Annotated in this window: 18 protein-coding genes; 13 read left to right on the top strand and 5 right to left on the bottom strand. The window is 71.9% G+C overall.

Features of this window, described 5'->3' with window-relative positions:
• Positions 1-521: 521 nt before the first annotated feature.
• Positions 522-1,724, bottom strand: coding sequence for an amino acid deaminase/aldolase (locus P2L57_RS28875; RefSeq protein WP_275819326.1), 1,203 nt, complete (start codon positions 1,722-1,724; stop codon positions 522-524).
• A 417-nt stretch (positions 1,725-2,141) separates the two neighbouring features.
• On the opposite strand from P2L57_RS28875, the gene P2L57_RS28870 reads away from it, so the two are divergent.
• From P2L57_RS28870 to P2L57_RS28855, 4 genes are all read left to right on the top strand, one after another.
• On the top strand, positions 2,142-2,996 hold the full coding sequence (locus P2L57_RS28870) for a hypothetical protein (RefSeq protein WP_425574850.1): 855 nt from the start codon (positions 2,142-2,144) through the stop codon (positions 2,994-2,996).
• Entirely contained in the window at positions 2,993-4,171 is a 1,179-nt protein-coding gene (gene mycP / locus P2L57_RS28865; RefSeq protein ID WP_372515970.1) for a type VII secretion-associated serine protease mycosin, read from the top strand. Before P2L57_RS28870 ends, mycP begins: the two co-directional genes overlap by 4 nt.
• Positions 4,172-4,206: 35 nt before the next feature.
• Complete coding sequence (locus P2L57_RS28860) at positions 4,207-5,007, top strand: SseB family protein (RefSeq protein WP_275819322.1); 801 nt, start codon at positions 4,207-4,209, stop codon at positions 5,005-5,007.
• Positions 5,008-5,132: 125 nt separating this feature from the next.
• Entirely contained in the window at positions 5,133-5,912 is a 780-nt protein-coding gene (locus P2L57_RS28855) for an aquaporin (RefSeq protein WP_275819320.1), read from the top strand.
• A gap of 29 nt (positions 5,913-5,941) precedes the next feature.
• Here P2L57_RS28855 and P2L57_RS28850 read toward each other — a convergent pair whose 3' ends face one another.
• Positions 5,942-6,340 carry a DUF1844 domain-containing protein gene (locus P2L57_RS28850; RefSeq protein WP_275819318.1) on the bottom strand — a complete coding sequence of 133 codons (399 nt, stop codon included), beginning with the start codon at positions 6,338-6,340 and terminating at the stop codon, positions 5,942-5,944.
• A 269-nt stretch (positions 6,341-6,609) separates the two neighbouring features.
• On the opposite strand from P2L57_RS28850, the gene infC reads away from it, so the two are divergent.
• The 8 genes from infC to P2L57_RS28810 all read left to right on the top strand — a co-directional run bounded on the left by infC (position 6,610) and on the right by P2L57_RS28810 (position 15,505).
• The gene (gene infC, locus P2L57_RS28845; RefSeq protein WP_372515975.1) at positions 6,610-7,308 is read left to right on the top strand and encodes a translation initiation factor IF-3; all 699 of its coding nucleotides are present in this window, start codon (positions 6,610-6,612) and stop codon (positions 7,306-7,308) included.
• A gap of 119 nt (positions 7,309-7,427) precedes the next feature.
• The gene (gene rpmI / locus P2L57_RS28840; protein ID WP_275819316.1) at positions 7,428-7,622 is read left to right on the top strand and encodes a 50S ribosomal protein L35; all 195 of its coding nucleotides are present in this window, start codon (positions 7,428-7,430) and stop codon (positions 7,620-7,622) included.
• Positions 7,623-7,720: 98 nt separating this feature from the next.
• Positions 7,721-8,104: a 50S ribosomal protein L20 gene (gene rplT / locus P2L57_RS28835; protein WP_275819314.1), complete on the top strand. Its 384-nt coding sequence runs from the start codon at positions 7,721-7,723 to the stop codon at positions 8,102-8,104.
• Between the two features lie 180 nt (positions 8,105-8,284).
• Positions 8,285-9,121, top strand: a complete 837-nt coding sequence (locus tag P2L57_RS28830; protein WP_275819312.1) for a TrmH family RNA methyltransferase — start codon at positions 8,285-8,287, stop codon at positions 9,119-9,121.
• A 38-nt stretch (positions 9,122-9,159) separates the two neighbouring features.
• Positions 9,160-10,281, top strand: coding sequence for a sensor histidine kinase (locus P2L57_RS28825; RefSeq protein ID WP_275819310.1), 1,122 nt, complete (start codon positions 9,160-9,162; stop codon positions 10,279-10,281).
• A 197-nt stretch (positions 10,282-10,478) separates the two neighbouring features.
• Positions 10,479-11,624, top strand: a complete 1,146-nt coding sequence (gene pheS / locus P2L57_RS28820; RefSeq protein WP_275819308.1) for a phenylalanine--tRNA ligase subunit alpha — start codon at positions 10,479-10,481, stop codon at positions 11,622-11,624.
• The gene (gene pheT, locus P2L57_RS28815; RefSeq protein WP_275819306.1) at positions 11,624-14,155 is read left to right on the top strand and encodes a phenylalanine--tRNA ligase subunit beta; all 2,532 of its coding nucleotides are present in this window, start codon (positions 11,624-11,626) and stop codon (positions 14,153-14,155) included. Before pheS ends, pheT begins: the two co-directional genes overlap by 1 nt.
• 222 nt (positions 14,156-14,377) lie before the next feature.
• Positions 14,378-15,505 (top strand): PP2C family protein-serine/threonine phosphatase, encoded by a 1,128-nt coding sequence (locus P2L57_RS28810; protein ID WP_275819304.1) that lies wholly within the window; start codon positions 14,378-14,380, stop codon positions 15,503-15,505.
• A 40-nt stretch (positions 15,506-15,545) separates the two neighbouring features.
• Here P2L57_RS28810 and P2L57_RS28805 read toward each other — a convergent pair whose 3' ends face one another.
• Complete coding sequence (locus P2L57_RS28805) at positions 15,546-16,406, bottom strand: 3-hydroxybutyryl-CoA dehydrogenase (protein ID WP_275819302.1); 861 nt, start codon at positions 16,404-16,406, stop codon at positions 15,546-15,548.
• 113 nt (positions 16,407-16,519) lie between these two features.
• A complete protein-coding gene (locus P2L57_RS28800; protein WP_275819300.1) occupies positions 16,520-16,954 on the bottom strand; it encodes a DUF6314 family protein in 435 nt (144 codons plus the stop codon).
• 126 nt (positions 16,955-17,080) lie between these two features.
• Here P2L57_RS28800 and P2L57_RS28795 point away from each other — a divergent pair, with 126 nt between their 5' ends.
• On the top strand, positions 17,081-18,343 hold the full coding sequence (locus tag P2L57_RS28795; RefSeq protein WP_275819470.1) for a glycoside hydrolase family 10-like protein: 1,263 nt from the start codon (positions 17,081-17,083) through the stop codon (positions 18,341-18,343).
• Here P2L57_RS28795 and P2L57_RS28790 read toward each other — a convergent pair.
• Positions 18,318-18,524, bottom strand: a complete 207-nt coding sequence (locus P2L57_RS28790) for a DUF1918 domain-containing protein (protein ID WP_275819298.1) — start codon at positions 18,522-18,524, stop codon at positions 18,318-18,320. The two genes, P2L57_RS28795 and P2L57_RS28790, sit on opposite strands and share 26 nt — an antisense overlap.
• Positions 18,525-18,575: the final 51 nt, after the last annotated feature.

Genomic DNA, 18,575 nt, shown 5'->3' with positions numbered 1-18,575 from the left:
CCCGCCGGTCCACTCGGTGGGGGGTTGCTCGCCGCTGCGGCGGATCTTCATGGGGGGCAAGCCCCCCAAACCCCCCACAAGGCCCGCGGCACCCAAGGCGGTTGGGGCCTGCCCCCACGAAGGCCCCGGGGGTTTGGGGCCCGCCCCCACGATGATCCTCGGTGTTGAGGGCCCGCGCCCACGACTGTGGGGGTGTGCAGGGATCACCCCCCAAGGCCCTCGGCGTTGGGGGCCCGCGACCACGAAGACGGTGGGGGTTTGGGAGCTTGCCCCCAAGGAGATCCGCCGCAGCGGCGAGTGACTCCCACGGTGTGGACCGGCGGTGTCGAGCGCGCCGCAGGCCATGCGGTTGTCCGGCTCGTCGGCGCCGGGGTCTGTGTCCTGGATGACCTCGGGGGTCGGGGCTTGCCCCAAGAGGTTTCGCCGCAGCGGCGAGTGACTCCCGGGCGGCAGGCGACCACGGCGTGAACCGGCGGTACGAACACCACCGGAACCCAATTGCCGTCTCGGACCCCTCGGCCCTAGAGGAACGTCTTGCCCTCGCCGCGATACGTCGGCACCGTCGCCACCACGCGATCGCCCTCGATCAGGCACAACTCGGCGAAGCGCTCGCACAGTTCACCGGCCTTGGCGTGCCGGAACCACACCTTGTCGCCGATCAGCAGATCGTCGGCGGCCGACCCCAGGAGCGGCGTCTGCACCTCACCGGCGCCCTCCTGCGGGTCGTACCGCAGGCCCTCGGGCAGATAGGGAACCGGCGACCGGTCCCTGCCCGCCGCACCGGACGCCGGATATCCGCCGCCCAGCACCGTCACCACCCCGACCCCCGGACGCCGCACCACCGGCTGGGCGAACAGTGCAGCCGGCCGCCCCCGGAACGAGGTGTAGTTGTCGAACAGCCGCGGTACGAACAGCCCGGAACCGGCGGCGATCTCCGTCACGGCGCGCTCCGCGGCCGTGTGCTGGACGCTGCCCGTACCGCCGCCGTTGACGAACTCCAGCCCAGGCACCACCGCGCGGACCGCCCGCACCGCCTCGGCCCGCCGCGCCGCCAGCTCCCTGCGGGACGCGGCCTGCACCAGGCGGACCGCCCGGGACCGCAGCGGGGCACCCGCCACCGCGTCACCGACGCCCGCCACATGCCCCTCGTACCCCATCAGGCCGGCCACCCGGAACCCGGGCCTGCGCTCCACCGCCCTTGCCAGATCCACGAGTCGGGCGGGATCGTGCAGTGGTGAGCGACGTGCGCCGATCCGTATCCGGCCGCCCAGCAAGCGCAGGCTGGTGTCCAACTCCAGGCAGACCCGTACCTCCTCGCTGCCCCCGGCACGCGCCGCGTCGATCAGATCGAGCTGCACCACGTCGTCGACCATCACCGACACCGCGCCCGCCAGCTTCGGGTCGGCCGTCAACTCGGCGAATCCGGCACGGTCCACCGACGGGTACGCCAACAGAACGTCCGCGAATCCGGCACGGGCCAGCCACACCGCCTCGCCCAGCGTGAACGCCATGATCCCGGCGAAGCCGTCGCGCTCCAGCACCCGTTCCAGCAGCGCCCGGCAGCGCACCGACTTGCTGGCCACCCGGATCGGTTTACCGCCTGCCCGTCGTACCAGGTCGTCGGCGTTGGCGTCGAACGCCGCCAGGTCCACCACCGCGAGTGGCGCGTCAAGATGGGCGGTGGCCCGGTCGTAACGGGCGCGGTCCGCGACACGATCAGACATGCGGGCAGCTTGCACCCTGCCGGAGCCCCGGACAAGAGTCCGGACCAGCGGACATGATCCGACCAGGGGGCGCGCACACAGGCACAACCCGTACTGTGTCCACCCGGGGCCGTGACATCAGCGGCCGACGCCGCGGGCCCCGGCCCCGGCGTGAGAACCGGGACGGACAGAGCTCACGGGAGGGGGCACCGGGTGGGAACCGGAGTCGACAGCGGGGCACCACGCCCCTCCGCTCCGCCGCCACGTCCCCCGGCTCCGCCGCAACAGGCCCTTTCCGCCGCAGGAGTTGGCTCCATGGCCGAAATCGGTTCCTTGCCAGGACACGGGGCGGTGTCGACGACCTCCCCGTCCCCGGCGCTCGGAGTGTCGCCCGCGCTGGGCCGCCCGCCCGTGCCCGGGTCGCCGACGGTGCTCGGCATGCCGCCGGTCCCGCCACCGCCGGCCTATCCGCCGCCCCCCGCCCATCAGCCCGGCCCGCCGCCTTCCGCCCCGGGGCGTACCGTGCGCGGCACCGCGGCGGCCGGGATCTGCCTGGTGCTGGGTGCCGGGCTGCTGGGCGGCGCCGCCGCCGGGCACTTCCTGGGCGGTGATCCGGCCGCGGCGCAGACCTCGCAGGACGACACCGCCCTGACGTACGCCGACGCCCGCAGCCTGTGGCACAGCGTGCCCGTGGACACGCTCTTTCCCCGTACAGTGCACGGCCGCGGCGCCGGACCCGGGGGCGCCGACCGGACCTGGACGCGGATCGGGGTGGCGCCGGACAGCGGTTGTGACGGTGCGTTCGATCCGGCGCTGGCCTCGGCGCTCGCGCCGGTCGGCTGTCTGCGACTGCTGCGCGCCACCTACACCGACGCCACGTCCAGCAATGTCACGACGGTCGGTGTGCTGGTCACCCGCGCGGATCCGGCGAGCATGGCCGCCCTGCGCGGCACCTGGGCCGCCCGGCACCTCGGCGACCGGACCGACGCCATGCCGCGCCCGGTGCCGTTCCCCGGCACCGTCGCGGCGGGCTTCGGCCCGGCGCAGCGCGCCAGTTGGACGGTCGACATCTCCGACACCCTGCCGGTCATCGGCTACGCGGTGAGCGGTTTCGCCGACGGCCGTACGGTCACCGACCCGCAGCCCGCCGCCGCGGCGACCCGCCAGGGCGCGACCACGGCCGCCGCGCAGTCCGGCCTCGGGTACGACGCCAAGGGCTTGGCCTCCGCCATCGAACACCACATACGCACGGCCGTCGAGCGCCCCGCCCACACCCACGGAACCGCCTCGTGACGGCGGTACGCGACCGCCTGGTCGCGGTTCTGCTGGCAGTGGTGGCCGTGGTCCTGGCTCCGGGCGCTCCCGCCGCGTACGCCGACTCGATCCGCCAACAGCAGTGGGCGCTCGACACCTTGCACGCGCAGACGGCCTGGCGGACCGCCAAAGGCAAGGGTGTGACGGTCGCGGTCCTGGACACCGGGGTCGACGGCAGCCACCCCGACCTCACCGGGCAGGTGCTGCCCGGTACCGATCTGGTGGGTTTCGGCGCGAAGCGCGGCGAGTCCTCCTGGGCCCGGCACGGCACCGCGATGGCGGGCATCATCGCCGGACACGGCCATGGACCCGGCGGCGACGGCGGGGTGATGGGCATCGCCCCGGAGGCCAGGATCCTTCCGGTACGGGTGATCCTCGAAGACACCGATCCGCACCGCAAACAGGCCCGCGCCACCCGCGGCGGCGCGCTCGCCCAGGGCATCCGATGGGCCGCCGACCACGGTGCGAACGTCATCAACCTCTCGCTGGGCGACGACAGCAAGACCGCGCACCCCGACGCGACCGAGGACGAGGCCGTCCAGTACGCGCTGGGCAAGGGCGTGGTGGTGGTCGCCTCGGCGGGCAACAGCGGACAGCAGGGCGACCCGGCGTCGTACCCCGCCGCGTACCCCGGGGTGATCGCGGTGGCGGCCGTGGACCGGTACGGCAACCGTGCCGCGTTCTCCACCAGCCGCTGGTACGCGGCCGTGGGCGCGCCGGGCGTGGACGTCGTGATCGCGGACCCGGACCGCCGCTACTACGAGGGCTGGGGGACCAGCGCGGCCGCCGCGTATGTCTCCGGTGTCGCCGCACTGATCCGCTCCGCCTATCCGCGGCTGAGCCCGGCCCAGGTCAAGCGGCTGCTGGAGGACACCGCACAGGACGCTCCGACGGGCGGGCGCGACGACCAGGTGGGCACCGGTGTGGTGGACCCGGTGGCGGCGCTGGACGCGGCCGCGAAGCTCACCCCCGGCGCGGAGGCACCCACCGCGGCCGCCTATGCCAAGCGCTACTTCGGCACCGGCCCTGATCCGGTACGGGCCGCCATGGCGCGCGACGGAAGTTCGGGCATCGGTCTCGCCGCAGTGAGCGCGATCGCCGGGGCGGTGCTGCTGGCGGCGGCCGGAGTGCTCAAGTGGCGGACCAGCCGCTGACCAGCCCGGCCAGCGGCGGCCGATACCCTCATCGGGTGGCTCTCAAGAACATTCCGGACCCCGGATTCTCCGACGACGACGGCACCGCCGACCCCCGGCTGGCCGCCGCGCTCGCCGCGTACGCCGACGACCGCGCCGCCGAGCCCGATGTGCTCGCCGCGCTGGTCGGCGCTCGCCTGCTGGTCCCCGTCGTCGCCCTCCTGGGAGAGGTGGAGACCGATGCGGAGGGCGCTGCGGATGGCGCTGCGGCGCGAAGCGCCTCCGTTGAGGGTGGTGGTGGGCGACGGGCGGGCGGGCTGCGCCGGGAGAAGACCAGCGACATGGCCGTGCCGACCATTCAGGCCCCGGGCGGCCGTAAGGCGCTGCCCGCCTTCAGCTCCGTCGAGAGCCTGGCCCGCTGGCGGGCCGACGCCAGGCCGGTCGCCGTACCGCTGCCCCAGGCGTTGCAGGCGCTCGCCCATGAGCAGGCCGACACCCTGTTGATCGACATGGCCGGACCGGTGCCGTACGCGCTGTCGGGTCCGGCGCTGCACGCCCTCGCCTCGGGCCGCGACCGGCTGGACCCGCTGACCGACCCGCTGGTCGCCGACGCGGTGCGGAACGTGGTGGCCGCCGAGCCCGAGGTGGTGCGTGCACACCTGGTGCCGAGCGCGGAGACCGACGGCACGGTCGGGCTGGTGCTGGGAGCCGGTGCCCAGGTCAGCGTGGTCGCCCAGCGCGTCGCCACGGCGCTTGCGGCCGATGCCGCGCTACGCACCCGGCTGGTGCGCGGTCTTGAGCTGGCGCTGCTGCCGCCGGAGGCCGCGGTGCCGGGGGAACCGCTCTTCGTTCGCTGAACGGGCCGTCGCACGCCGGGCGTTCACAATGTGGCGGATGTTCAAGGTGTGAGGTGTGCCGGGTTGATTGAGAATGTCCCATGGGCATGGCAATGGGACATGGCAATCGACGCGAGGAGAGCGCCATGCGGAAGCAGGCCATCACCTGCGAGTTCCTCGGCACCCTGCTACTGGTGTTCTTCGCCGTGGGCTCGGTGGTCCTGGCGGGCGAGTACGTCGGCACCCTCGGTACCGCGCTGGCCTTCGGTTTCGTCCTGCTCGCGCTGACCGGTTCGTTCGGCGCGATCTCGGGCTGCCATGTCAATCCGGCGGTGACGCTGGGCATGGTGTGCGCGGGGCGGATGGATCCACGGACCGCCGCGGGGTACTGGACTGCCCAGTTCGCCGGCGGGATCGTGGGGGCCACCTTGCTGTTCGTGGTCGCCAAGCAGGTGCCGGGGCTGAGGATCAAGGGCGCCTTCGGCAGCAACGGCTACGGCAGCCGGTCGCCGGTCGGCATCAACATCGCCGGCGCGTTCCTCGCCGAGATGGCGCTGACCTTCCTGCTGGTGTTCGTGGTGCTCGCGGTGGCCCGAAGGTCCACCGTGGTCGGCTTCGCCGGAGTGCCCGTCGCGATGGCGCTGGCCGTGGTGCACCTGGTCGGCATCCCGCTCACCGGTACCTCGGTGAATCCGGCGCGCAGCCTGGGCCCGGCGATCTTCGCGGGCGGGGCCGCGCTCTCGCAGGTCTGGCTGTTCGTCGCCGCCCCGCTGGTCGGCGGCGCGCTCGCGGCGGCCGTCCACCGGCTGACCCAGCTGTCACCCGCTGCGTCGGAGCCGGAGCCGGAGCCGGAACTGGAGGCCGGGCCGGGACCGGAAGCCGCGCCGGAGGCGGAGGCGGGAGTCGCCCCGGTACGGGCGCGCTGACCGCACCGGGGACTGGTCGGACGCGCCGGTCAGCCCAGTACAGGTCCGGTGAACTTCTCGCCCGGGCCCTGGCCCGGCTCGTCCGGCACCAGGGACGCCTCGCGGAACGCCAGCTGCAGCGACTTCAGCCCGTCCCGCAGCGGGGCCGCGTGGTAGGAGCCGATCTCGGTCGCCCCGGCGGTGACCAGCCCGGCCAGCGCGGTGATCAGCTTGCGTGCCTCATCGAGGTCCTTGTGCTGTGCACCCTCCTCCGCGAGGCCCAGATTGACCGCCGCGGCGCTCATCAGGTGGACCGCCACCGTGGTGATCACCTCGACCGCGGGCACGTCCGCGATGTCACGGGTCATGGTGTCGAAGTCGGGACCGCCGGCGGCGGAGTCGGGCGAGGCGGTGGAACCGGCGGTGTCAGGGGAGGTGGTGTCGCTCATGACGGACACGATAGGCCCCGTTCTGTCGATTACTGTCTGCGCCCGGAGGCTGGTATGCTTTGAGATCGACCGGCTGGGCACCCAGGTGACCAGCCCGCAAGTGGAGCTCCAACTCCCACCTGACCGACCTTCGGGTCGGCGGGTCCCGGTCAGGCGTCATCACGTCGCAAGGTGTGATGGCCCGATGCGCCCCGCGGAATATCGCGGCGGTGCTCCCGGTTGTGAGGAGCCCCGCCTGCGTACCGTACGGGGCGTTCTTTGCGTCCGCGGTGCGGGGTCAACAGGAACAGACTCAAGGCGCGGCTGCCCGCCAGGCCGCCGCGTGGTGCAACCGAGGAGGCCCCATCAGCGCCGAGCCCCGCATCAACGACCGGATTCGCGTCCCCGAGGTGCGACTCGTCGGTCCCAGTGGCGAGCAGGTAGGCATTGTGCCGCTTGCCAAGGCCCTGGAGCTCGCACAGGAATACGACCTGGACCTGGTTGAGGTCGCGGCTACCGCCCGTCCGCCCGTGTGCAAGCTCATGGACTACGGGAAGTTCAAGTACGAGTCGGCCATGAAGGCCCGTGAGGCGCGCAAGAACCAGGCGCACACGGTCATCAAGGAGATGAAGCTCCGGCCGAAGATCGACCCGCACGACTACGACACCAAGAAGGGTCACGTCGTCCGGTTCCTCAAGCAGGGCGACAAGGTCAAGATCACGATCATGTTCCGTGGTCGCGAGCAGTCCCGTCCCGAGCTGGGCTTCCGACTGCTGCAGCGGCTCGCGGAGGACGTCCAGGACTTGGGCTTCGTGGAGTCCAACCCGAAGCAGGACGGCCGCAACATGATCATGGTTCTCGGTCCGCACAAGAAGAAGACCGAGGCGATGGCCGAGGCCCGCGAGGCGCAGGCCGCCCGCAAGGCCGGTCGCCAGCCGCGGCAGGACGTCGAGGCCGAGGAGCCGCAGGCTCCCGCCGACGCCAGCTGAGGCAAGCCAGCAAGGCCCCGGAGTTGACACTCCGGGTTATGCAATGCAGTACTGACTGACGCTTCTCCGTCTGCCCTGGTCGCGGACGGGAGGGCCAGCGATGAGGAGACTACGGCGCCATGCCGAAGAACAAGACGCACAGTGGTGCGAGCAAGCGGTTCAAGATCACCGGCTCCGGCAAGGTGCTGCGTGAGCGCGCGGGCAAGCGCCACCTGCTGGAGCGCAAGTCGTCCCAGCTGACGCGCCGCCTGACCGGCAACGTCGAGATGGCCCCGGCTGACGCCAAGAAGATCAAGAAGCTTCTCGGCAAGTGACGGACCGCGCCCCCGACCCGGGGCGCGCCGACTGACCGGGACCAATTCGTTTTCGGGCCGTGTGAGTTCCACCGCGGTCCCCTACAAGGAGTTACCAAGTGGCACGCGTCAAGCGGGCAGTGAACGCCCACAAGAAGCGCCGGGCAATCCTCGAGCAGGCCAGCGGCTACCGCGGGCAGCGCTCCCGCCTGTACCGCAAGGCGAAGGAGCAGGTCACCCACTCCCTCGTCTACAACTACAACGACCGCAAGAAGCGCAAGGGCGACTTCCGTCAGCTGTGGATCCAGCGCATCAACGCCGCTGCCCGCGCCAACGGCATCACCTACAACCGCTTCATCCAGGGTCTGAAGGCCGCCAGCATCGAGGTGGACCGCAAGATCCTCGCGGAGCTCGCCGTCAACGACCCCAACGCGTTCGCCGCGCTGGTCGAGGCCGCGCAGAAGGCGCTGCCGAGCGACGTCAACGCGCCGAAGGCCGCGTGAGCGACGCTGCGCTGAGCTGTACGTAGCCCCCGGACCCGCAGGTTCTCTTTCCTGCGGGTCTGTTGGTTGTGCCCACCCTCCCCCCGGCTACCGCTGGGAGGTGCCCCCTCCGCCGGTTGTGCCCAACCGTTCCGCCCCGCGGAACGGTTGCCCACAACAGTCAACCGAAAGTCCGCCACAGTGACCCCCACCCCCGAGCTGACCTCCCTGCGATCCCCGCGCGTCAGCGCGGCGCGGCGGCTGGCCAAGCGCAGCTTCCGCGGCAAGGAGCGCCGGTTCCTCGCGGAGGGCCCGCAGGCGGTGCGCGAGGCGATCGGGCATCTGATCGAGGTGTACGTGACGGCGGAGGCGATGCAGCGGCACGCCGACATCGTCGCGGCGGCCCGCGCGGCGGGCGTGACCGTGTTCACCGCCACCGACGAGGTGGTGGCCGAGGTCTGCGACACCGTGACCCCGCAGGGCATCGTGGGCGTCTGCCGGTTCCTGGACTCGCCGTTCGAGGAGATCCTGCGCGCCGAACCCAGGCTCGTCGCCGTTCTCGCGCACGTCCGCGACCCCGGCAACGCCGGAACCGTACTGCGCTGCGCGGATGCCGCGGGGGCCGACGCGGTGGTGCTCACCGACGCCTCCGTCGACCTGTACAACCCCAAGGCGGTACGCGCCTCGGTGGGCAGTCTGTTCCATCTGCCGGTCGCGGTCGGCGTGCCGGTGGAGACGGCGGTCGCCGGACTGCGGGAGGCGGGGGTACGACTGCTCGCCGCCGATGGCGCGGGGGAGCGGGACCTGGACAGCGAACTCGACGAGGGCACCATGGGCGGTCCCACCGCCTGGATCTTCGGCAACGAGGCGTGGGGGCTGCCGGAGGAGACCCGCGCGCTGGCCGACGAGGTGGTGCGCGTCCCCATCCACGGCCGGGCCGAGAGCCTCAACCTCGCGACCGCCGCCGCGGTGTGCCTCTACGCCTCGGCGCGTGCGCAGCGCGCACCGGGAGGGTGCCGCTCCGTAACCTCCGGCTAGTAGGCTGGCGGGCCGAACCCGAGAAGGGGAGCAGGGGGATGGACGCCGGAACCGCCGCCAGTCGTACCACGAGCCTCGCGAAGTTCGGCGCGGACCTGGCGGACCTCGGCCTGGACCCGGACGACCTCCCCGACGGACTGGTGGTCGCCGACGAGACCGGGCGGGTGGTCTGCTTCAACGCCGCCGCCGCCCGGCTCACCGAACTGCGCCCGGCGGATGTCATCGGCCTGCCGATCGAACACGCGCTACCGCTCGAGGACCTAGAGGGCCGCCGCTGGTGGACGGTGACCGATCCGTACCGGGGACTGGCCATCCGCGCCGGCCAGCCGGAGCGCAACCTGCTGTTGCCCGGCGGCCGCGAAGTCCTGGTCTCCGCGCGCTACGTACGAGAGCACCCCACCGGACCGGTGCGCCGCCTGGTCGTCGCGCTGCGCGGCACCGGATGCCGTCGGCGTACCGAACGCAGCCACGCCGAGCTGATCGCCACCGTCGCACACGAGCTGCGCTCTCCGCTGACCTCGGTCAAGGGGTTCACGGCCACCCTGCTCGCCAAGTGGGAGCGGTTCACCGACGACCAGAAGAAGCTCATGCTGGAGACCGTCGACGCCGACGCCAACCGCGTCACCCGGCTGATCGCCGAACTCCTGGACATCTCCCGCATCGACGCCGGGCGACTCGAAGTGCGCCGTCAGCTGGTGGACATCGAGGCCGCCGTGCGGCGCCGGGTGGAGGCGCACATCGCGGCCGGCACCCCGGCCGACCGATTCCGGGTACGGGCGTCGGGCCCGCTGCCCGCGCTGTGGGCCGACCCGGACAAGCTGCAACAGGTGCTGAGCAACCTGCTGGAAAACGCGGTGCGGCACGGCGAGGGGACTGTCATCATCGACGTGGCGCCCTCGTCTTCCCCGCGCGAGCGGGGGTGTGCCGGAACGGCCGTCACCGTGAGCGACGAGGGGCCTGGCATTCCGGAGGAGTCGATGGGCCGCGTCTTCACCCGCTTCTGGCGGGGCAACCGACGCGGTGGCACCGGCCTCGGCCTGTACATCGTCAAGGGCATCATCGAGGCCCACGGCGGCACGATCACGGTGTCCCGAGCCCCCGGTGGCGGCGCTCAGTTCCGATTTATCCTGCCCGTCGGGGCACCGGCCTTCATGGGCTGAGCCTCCACGGGCCTCCTCTTCGGCCCTCGGACGCGCACGGTGAACGCAGCGGCGCGCGGCGTCCCCGCTGAGGGCGGTGGTGGGCGACGGGCGGGACCCCGTGCCCATTAGACTCGACCTTTGGCCACTCAGGTCGGAAACGGGCCATCCAGGTCGAAGACAGACCGCGCGCCAGCCAACCGGAAACACGGGAAGAGATGTCGGCACCCAATAAGTCGTACGACCCTGTCGAGGTCGAGGCACTGAAACCGGAAGAGATCGAGCGGATGCGGGACGAGGCGATCGCCGCCTTCGCCGCCGCAGCCGATCTGGACGCGCTGCACGAGGCGAAGGTCGCCCACACCGGCGACCGTTCACCGCTCGCGCTCGCCAACCGTGAGATCGGCGCGCTGCCGCCACACGCCAAGGCGGAGGCCGGCAAGCGCGTCGGCCAGGCGCGCGGCGCGGTGAACAAGGCGCTGGCGGCCCGCAAGGAGCAGCTGGAAGCCGAGCGCGACGCCCGCGTGCTGGTCGAGGAGGCGGTGGACGTCACGCTGCCGTACGAACGCCGTCCGGCCGGTGCCCGGCACCCGCTGACCACTCTCTCCGACCGGATCGCCGACGTCTTCGTGGCCATGGGCTACGAGGTCGCCGAGGGCCCGGAGATCGAGGCCGAGTGGTTCAACTTCGACGCCCTCAACATCGCCGCGGACCACCCGGCCCGCACGATGCAGGACACGTTCTTCGTCAACGCCGGCCAGGCCAACGGCAGGCGGGTCGGCACCGGTTCGGCGTCCGGCGACGTCGTGCTGCGCACCCACACCTCCCCGGTGCAGGTGCGCTCGCTGCTCGACCGCGAACCGCCGGTCTATGTGATCTGCCCGGGCCGCGTCTACCGCACCGACGAGCTGGACGCCACCCACACCCCGGTCTTCAACCAGGTCGAGCTGCTCGCCGTAGACGAGGGCCTGACCATGGCGGACCTCAAGGGCACCTTGGACCACATGGTGCAGGCGCTGTTCGGCGAGGGTATGCGCACCCGCCTGCGGCCCAACTACTTCCCGTTCACCGAGCCGTCCGCCGAGATGGACATGGTCTGCTACGTGTGCCGTGGCGACTCGGTGGGCAACCCCGACCGTCCGTGCCGTACCTGCTCCTCCGAGGGCTGGATCGAGCTCGGCGGCTGCGGCATGGTCAATCCGCGGGTGCTCACCGCCTGCGGTGTGGACCCCGACAAGTACAGCGGTTTCGCCTTCGGCTTCGGCATCGAGCGGATGCTGATGTTCCGCCACAACGTCGAGGACATGCGAGACATCGTCGAGGGTGACGTGCGGTTCACCCTTCCGTTCGGGATGGAGATCTGATGCGGGCCCCGCTTTCTTGGCTGCGGGAGTACGTCGACCTGCCGGCCGGTGAGACCGGTCGTGATGTGCAGGAGCGACTCGTCTCCGCCGGGCTTGAGGTCGAGAGGGTCGAGCAGCTCGGCGCCGGCCTCAAGGGCCCGCTGGTCGTGGGCAAGGTACTGGCCATCGAGGAGCTGACCGGCTTCAAGAAGCCGATCCGTTTCTGCCAGGTCGACGTCGGCACCGCCAACGGCACCGGTGAGCCGCAGAACATCGTCTGCGGCGCCACCAACTTCCACGTCGGCGACAAGGTCGTGGTGATCCTGCCCGGCGGTGTGCTGCCCGGCGACTTCCAGATCTCCGCGCGCAAGACGTACGGCAGGACCTCCGAGGGCATGATCTGCTCCACTAGCGAGCTGGGCATGGGCGACACCGTGTCCAATTCTTTGGGGGGCGACGGCATCATCGTGCTGCCGCCGGAGCACGAGGCCGGCACCGACGCCATCGAGCTGCTGGAACTGGTCGACGAGGTCCTCGACATCGCCGTCACCCCGGACCGCGGCTACTGCATGTCGATGCGCGGCATCGCCCGCGAGACCGCCACCGCGTACGGGCTGCCGCTGCGCGACCCGGCGCTGCTCGACGTGCCCGCGCCGAACTCCTACGGCTACCAGGTGAAGGTCGCCGACCCCATCGGCTGTGACCGGTTCACCGCGCGCACCGTGGTCAACGTCGACCCCGAGGCCGCTTCCCCGATCTGGCTGCAGCGGCGGCTGCAGAAGGCGGGCATGCGCCCGGTCTCGCTGGCCGTCGACATCACCAACTACGTGATGCTGGAGCTCGGTCAGCCGCTGCACGCGTACGACCGCAACCGGCTCGACGGTCCCATCGGGGTACGCCGCGCCCAGCCGGGCGAGAAGCTCACCACGCTCGACGGCACCCAGCGGGCCCTCGACCCCGAGGACCTGGTGATCACCGACAACTCCGGCCCGATCGGCCTGGCCGGTGTGATGGGCGGTGCCAACACCGAGATCGCCGACCCGGTACGCGACGAGCAGACCGGTGAGGTGCGCGGCACCTCCGAGATCGTCATCGAGGCCGCGCACTTCGACCCGGTCGCGGTGGCCCGCACCGCCCGCCGCCACCGGCTCTCCTCCGAGGCGTCCAAGCGCTTCGAGCGCGGCGTCGACCCGCAGGCCGCCTCCGCGGCGGCGCAGCGCACCGTCGACCTGCTGGTCCTGCTGGCCGGCGGCACCGCGGAGGCCGGGGTGACCGAGGTCATCACGCCGTCCGCACCGCGCACGATCTCGATCCCGGCCGACCACCCGGACCGGGTGGCCGGTACCGAGTACGGCCGGGAGACCGTGGTACGGCGGCTGCAGCAGGTCGGCTGCGATGTGTACGGCGCCGACGAACTGGTCGTCACCGTGCCCAGCTGGCGTCCCGACCTCACCGACCCGAACGACCTCGCCGAAGAGGTCATCCGGCTTGAGGGCTATGAGAACCTGCCGTCGACGCTGCCGAAGCTGCCCTCCGGGCGCGGGCTGACCGAGTCGCAGCTGCTGCGCCGCCGGGTCGGCCGCTCGCTGGCCGGTGCCGGGTACGTGGAGGTGCTCAGCTACCCGTTCGTCGGTGACGCGGTCCTCGACCAGCTCGGTCTGGAGCCGGGCGACCCGCGCCGCCGTGCGGTGACGCTGGTCAACCCGCTCTCCGACGAGGAGCCGGCGATGCGCACCACGTTGCTGCCGGGGCTGCTCGGCACGCTGCGCCGCAACCACGGGCGCGGTGCGCAGGACCTGGCGCTGTTCGAGACCGGCCTGGTCTTCCAGCCGACGGGGGACGAGCCCGCGCCGCCGAAGCTGACGGTGGACCGGCGTCCCACCGACGAGGAGATCGGCGCGCTCGACGCCGCGCTGCCGCACCAGCCGGTGCACGCCGCCGTCGTACTGTCCGGCGCCCGTGAGCCGCAGGGCTGGTGGGGCAAGGGCTACCCGGCGAGCTGGGTGGACGCCGTCGAGGCGGCCCGTACCATCGCCCGCGAGGCCGGAGTCGAGCTGATCGTCCGTCAGGACCAGTACGCGCCCTGGCACCCGGGCCGCTGTGCGGCGCTGTACGTGGGAGACGAACTCGTCGGTCATGCCGGGGAGCTGCACCCGCGGGTCATCAAGGCGATGAACCTGCCGGAGCGCACCAGCGCGATGGAGCTCGACCTGGAGCGTCTGGAGCAGGCCCGGGGCGGGCCGCTGCGGGCACCGCGGGTCTCCACCTTCCCGGTGGCCACCCAGGACGTCGCGCTGGTCGTGGACACCGCCGTCCCGGCCGCCGATGTCGAGGCCGCACTGCGTGCGGGCGCCGGTGAACTCCTGGAGGACCTACGGCTGTTCGACGTGTTCTCCGGTGAGCAGATCGGCGAGGGGAAGAAGTCGCTGGCGTACGCCCTGCGCTTCCGCGCCACCGACCGCACGCTGACCGCGGAGGAGGCGTCCGCCGCGCGCGACGCCGCGGTGGTCACCGCGGCCGAGCGCACCGGAGCGGTGCTGCGCGGCGCGTAGCACGCTGCCCCGAGGGCCGGTCCGGCGATCCCGCCGGACCGGCCCTCGGTCGTTTCACCCGATCTGGTGAAATGTCCGTTAAGGCTCATCGATCGGCTGCTTCCGGTCGCAACAATCGGCCACGCAAGAGGGCTCGCTTCGCCCCTGCCCTTCGGTACGGGAGGACCCGGGGGAGCGATTCCGTCGACGATCGCGGCGCCTGCTGCGAGGGGGAGCCGTCGAATGATCCTGACCCGCAGAGCGGCCGGCACGCGTAGCGGCGCGGCCCCGGTGGCCGCCAATTGCCCCTTCCACCGCAGGGCCCTGGTGGTCACGCTGCCCGGTCTGTGGACCGCCGCCGTCGTCACCGTCGAGATCAGCGTCTGCGGGGGCGTCCCGGCCATCCAACTGCTGGTGGTCTCCTCGGCCGTGCTGGCCGCCTGCCTGTCCACCGGCCGACGGCTGCGGCTGCTCAGGGAGTTGGAGCGGACCCGGCAGATCGCGGCCGCCGCCCAGCGGGTCCTGCTGCGTCCGCTGCCGCGCAGGGTGGCCGGGGTCGCGGTGGCCGGGGACTACATCTCGGCGTACCGGGGTGCGGAAGTCGGCGGTGACCTGTACGAGGTGCTGGCCACGCCGTACGGGGTGCGGGTGGTGCTCGGCGACGTCCGCGGCCACGGCCTCGCCGCGATCGGCACGGTGGCGGCGCTGCTCGGGAGCTTCCGAGAGGCCGCCCACGACGAGGCCGAACTCGTCGGTGTGCTCAGGCGGTTGGACCGCACCCTGCGCCGGCATCTGGGCGAGCGGGCCCGCGCCGAGCGGTCGGCGGAACGCTCCCCGGCGGCGGACCAGGACGCTCCGGTCGCGGAGGAGTTCGTCACCGTACTGCTGCTGGAAGTCCGCTGCGACGGTCGGCTCGCGGTGCTCAACTGCGGCCATCCATGGCCGTATCGGATCGACGCCGCGCGCCGCCCGCAGCCGTCCGCGGAACCGCTGTGTACCGCCGGGCCGCTGCCGCCGCTCGGCGTACTGGACCCCGGCGCCGAGGTGCTCACCGTGCACCGCAGCCACCTGCTGTCCGGGCAGGCGCTGTTCCTGCACACCGACGGGGCGCAGGACGCACGCGACGCCTCCGGAGCGTTCTTCCCGCTGCCGGAGGCACTGCGGACGGCCGCGCGGGCGGCGATCCGGTGCGGTGCGATCATCCCCGACCTGCTGGTCGACGGGATGCGCGCGGCGTTGACCGCCCATGCGCACGGGCGGCTGCCCGACGACGCGGCGATGCTCGCGCTGTCCCGTGATCCACGACGGGTACCCGTCCAGTGCGGCAGGTCGGCGGGGCGGGAGCACCGCCGGGTGCGGGCGCGCTACTGAACGCCCCGGCGGCTACGCGTAGTCGGTTACGCGTAGCCGGTTACGCGTAGTCGTAGAAGCCGTGGCCGCTCTTGCGGCCGAGGCGGCCCGCGTCGACCATGCGCTGCAGCAGCGGCGGCGAGGCGTACAGCGGCTCCTTGTACTCGGCGTACATCGAGTCGGCGATCGCCGCGATGGTGTCCAGACCGATCAGGTCGGAAAGCTTGAGCGGGCCCATCGGGTGGGCGCAGCCCAGTTCCATGCCGTTGTCGATGTCCTCGCGGGTGGCGATTCCCGACTCGAACATCCGGATCGCGGAGAGCAGGTACGGCACCAGCAGTGCGTTCACCACGAAGCCCGACCGGTCCTGAGCGCGGATGGCGTGCTTGCCCAGTACGTCGGAGACCAGCTTCTCGGTGCGCAGCAGCGTCTGCTCGCCGGTGGTGAGCGCCGGAATCAGCTCGACCAGCTTCTGCACGGGGGCCGGGTTGAAGAAGTGGATGCCGAGCACCTGGTCGGGGCGCGAGGTGGCGACGGCGAGCTTCACCAAGGGAATGGATGAGGTGTTCGAGGCGAGGATGGCGTCCGGCCGGGTCACCACCTGGTCGAGCACCTGGAAGATGTCGGTCTTGACCTGCTCGTTCTCCACCACCGCCTCGATCACCAGATCGCGGTCGGCGAACTCGCCGAGGTCGGTGGTGAAGGAGAGCCGGTCAAGCGTCGCGTCCCGCTCCGCTTCGGTGATCTTGCCGCGCTCGGCTGCCCGGCCGAGCGAGTTGGTCAGCCGGGTACGGCCCAGCTCCAGGGCTTCACCGGTGGTCTCGGCGACCCGTACGTCCAGTCCCGCCCTGGCGCAGACCTCGGCGATGCCCGCGCCCATCTGCCCGCAGCCCACTACCCCGACCAACTGGATGTCGCCCACCGTGTGCGCCTCTTCCTGTTCGCATGTCGCCGCCCCGGGTCACGGAGTGGCGGGCGGCCGGTCCGCGTCGACCCGCGCCACCTCGCGACCTTACACCGGGCTTCGGGCCCGCCTCAGAGCCGGTCGTGGATAGTGATCATGAGCAGATCCTTCCGTGGCCCGGTCACCTTCCAGACCACCTGCCAGCGGTCCGCACCGGTCACCGTGAACTCCGCGCGGTAGGCGTCCGCGGCGCAGGGGTGGTGCGCCTGCCAGCGTCCGGTGCGCAGGTCGAGGTGGTGGAACGGGCGGCCGTCGGGGAAGCGGACCTCGCTCGTACCGTCGCCGACCGGCTCGAACCGGTGGCCGCGGTGCGCGGGCCGGGTCACGCCACCCCAGGTGAACTGGCCCTCCTCGGTGTGCAGCAGCGCGCCGTCGGGGCGTTCCCGCCGGAACTCGCAGCTGCCCTCGAAGGTGCCGGTCTCCCCGCTGCCGAGGTCGCGGACCGTACGCGCCACCCGCCACCGGCCTTCCAGGTAGGCGAGCACGTCGGGTACGGGATGACACACGCCGTCGATGGTAGCCACCGTCCGCGCCGGGCGACGCGCCGTGCCGCCCGAAGGATTGCCCGCGGCGCATCGTGCGCCCATCATCGGCAGGCACCGACAGGGTATGACGGTCAGTCAGGGAAGATGATGGAAGAGATCAGCCGAAGGGGCTTCACCGCGGCGGCCGTGGGCGCGCTGGCCGGTGTACTGGCCGCCACTCCCGCTGATGCCCGGGACCGGCTCCCCGAGCAGTTCCGCGGGATGTGGGCCGCCACGGTGGCCAACCTCGACTGGCCCTCGGCGCCGGGTCTTGGCGTACCGGAGCAGCAGGCGGAGCTGGTGGCGCTGCTCGACAGCGCGGCCGACCGACGGCTCAACGCGGTGCTGCTCCAAGTGAGACCGGCCGCGGACGCCTTCTGGCCATCCCGGTACGAGCCGTGGTCGCAGTATCTGACCGGCACCCAGGGCCAGGACCCCGGCTGGGATCCGCTCGGCTACGCGGTGCGCGCGGCGCACCGCCGGGGGCTTGAGCTGCACGCCTGGTGCAACCCGTACCGGGTGTCGCCGCAGCCCGACCCCGGCAGGCTGGCCGCGACGCACCCCGCCCGGCGGCACCCGGACTGGGTGGTCGGGTATGGCGGCCAGCTGTACTACAACCCCGGGCTGCCCCAGGTACGGCGCTTCGTCCGGGAGGCGATGCTGGACGCGGTGCGGCGGTATCCGGTGGACGGTGTGCACTTCGACGACTACTTCTACCCGTATCCGGTCGAGGGCCAGGAGTTCGACGACGGTGAGGCGTACGACGCCTACGGAGCCGGTTTCCCGAACCGCGCCTCCTGGCGGCGGCACAACGTCGACCTTCTCGTCAGGGAGACCGGCACGCTCATCAAGCGGATCCGGCCGACCGCGCGGTTCGGTGTCAGCCCGTTCGGAGTGTGGCGCAACGACTCCGCCGATCCGCTCGGTTCCCCCAGCTCGGCGGGGATCCAGAGCTACGACGACCTCTACGCCGACTCGCGCGGGTGGGTACGGAAAGGATGGCTGGACTACATCTGCCCGCAGCTGTACTGGAACATCGGCCTCGCCGCTGCCGACTACGCCAAGCTCGTCCCGTGGTGGTCCGACGCCGTCACCGGTAGCGGAGTCCAGCTCTACATCGGTGAGGCGCTCCATCGGCAGGGCGCACCGGGCCAGCCCGCCGCATGGGGGGATGCCGGCGAACTGAGCCGCCACCTGACCCTTGACCGGGCATGGCCGCAGGTGCTGGGGAACGTCTACTTCTCGGCCAAGGATGTGGCCGCCGACCCGACCGGTGCGATGGCCCGGGTGGTCGCCGACCACTATCCGACGCGGGCCAGAGCGCCTCGCAGCCTCCGGCCCGCTTTCAGCTCGCGGCTGGTGGGGACTTGATGTGCCGGACCACCGAGTCGGGACCGGGCGACATCAGGCACTCGTGCCCGTCGTCCTCGAACCTCACCCGGTAGGGAGGATCGCCCTTCTCGCCCAGCACCTCGAGGATCTCAGCCGTCCGGTCGTGATGGCCCACGGTCCTGCCGTGCACCGTGATCTTGTCGCCTTTGTCCGCGTGCATCGCTGACCTCCCGCCCGGCAAAGACTTCCCTAGCGTGGACGTGCCAAGTCT

It is taken from the genome of Streptantibioticus ferralitis (assembly GCF_029223525.1).
In the GTDB taxonomy this organism is placed as follows: Bacteria; Actinomycetota; Actinomycetes; order Streptomycetales; family Streptomycetaceae; genus Streptantibioticus_A; species Streptantibioticus_A ferralitis.
Note: the sequence above shows the minus strand (reverse complement) of the source record. Positions and strands in the feature narration are given on the sequence as shown.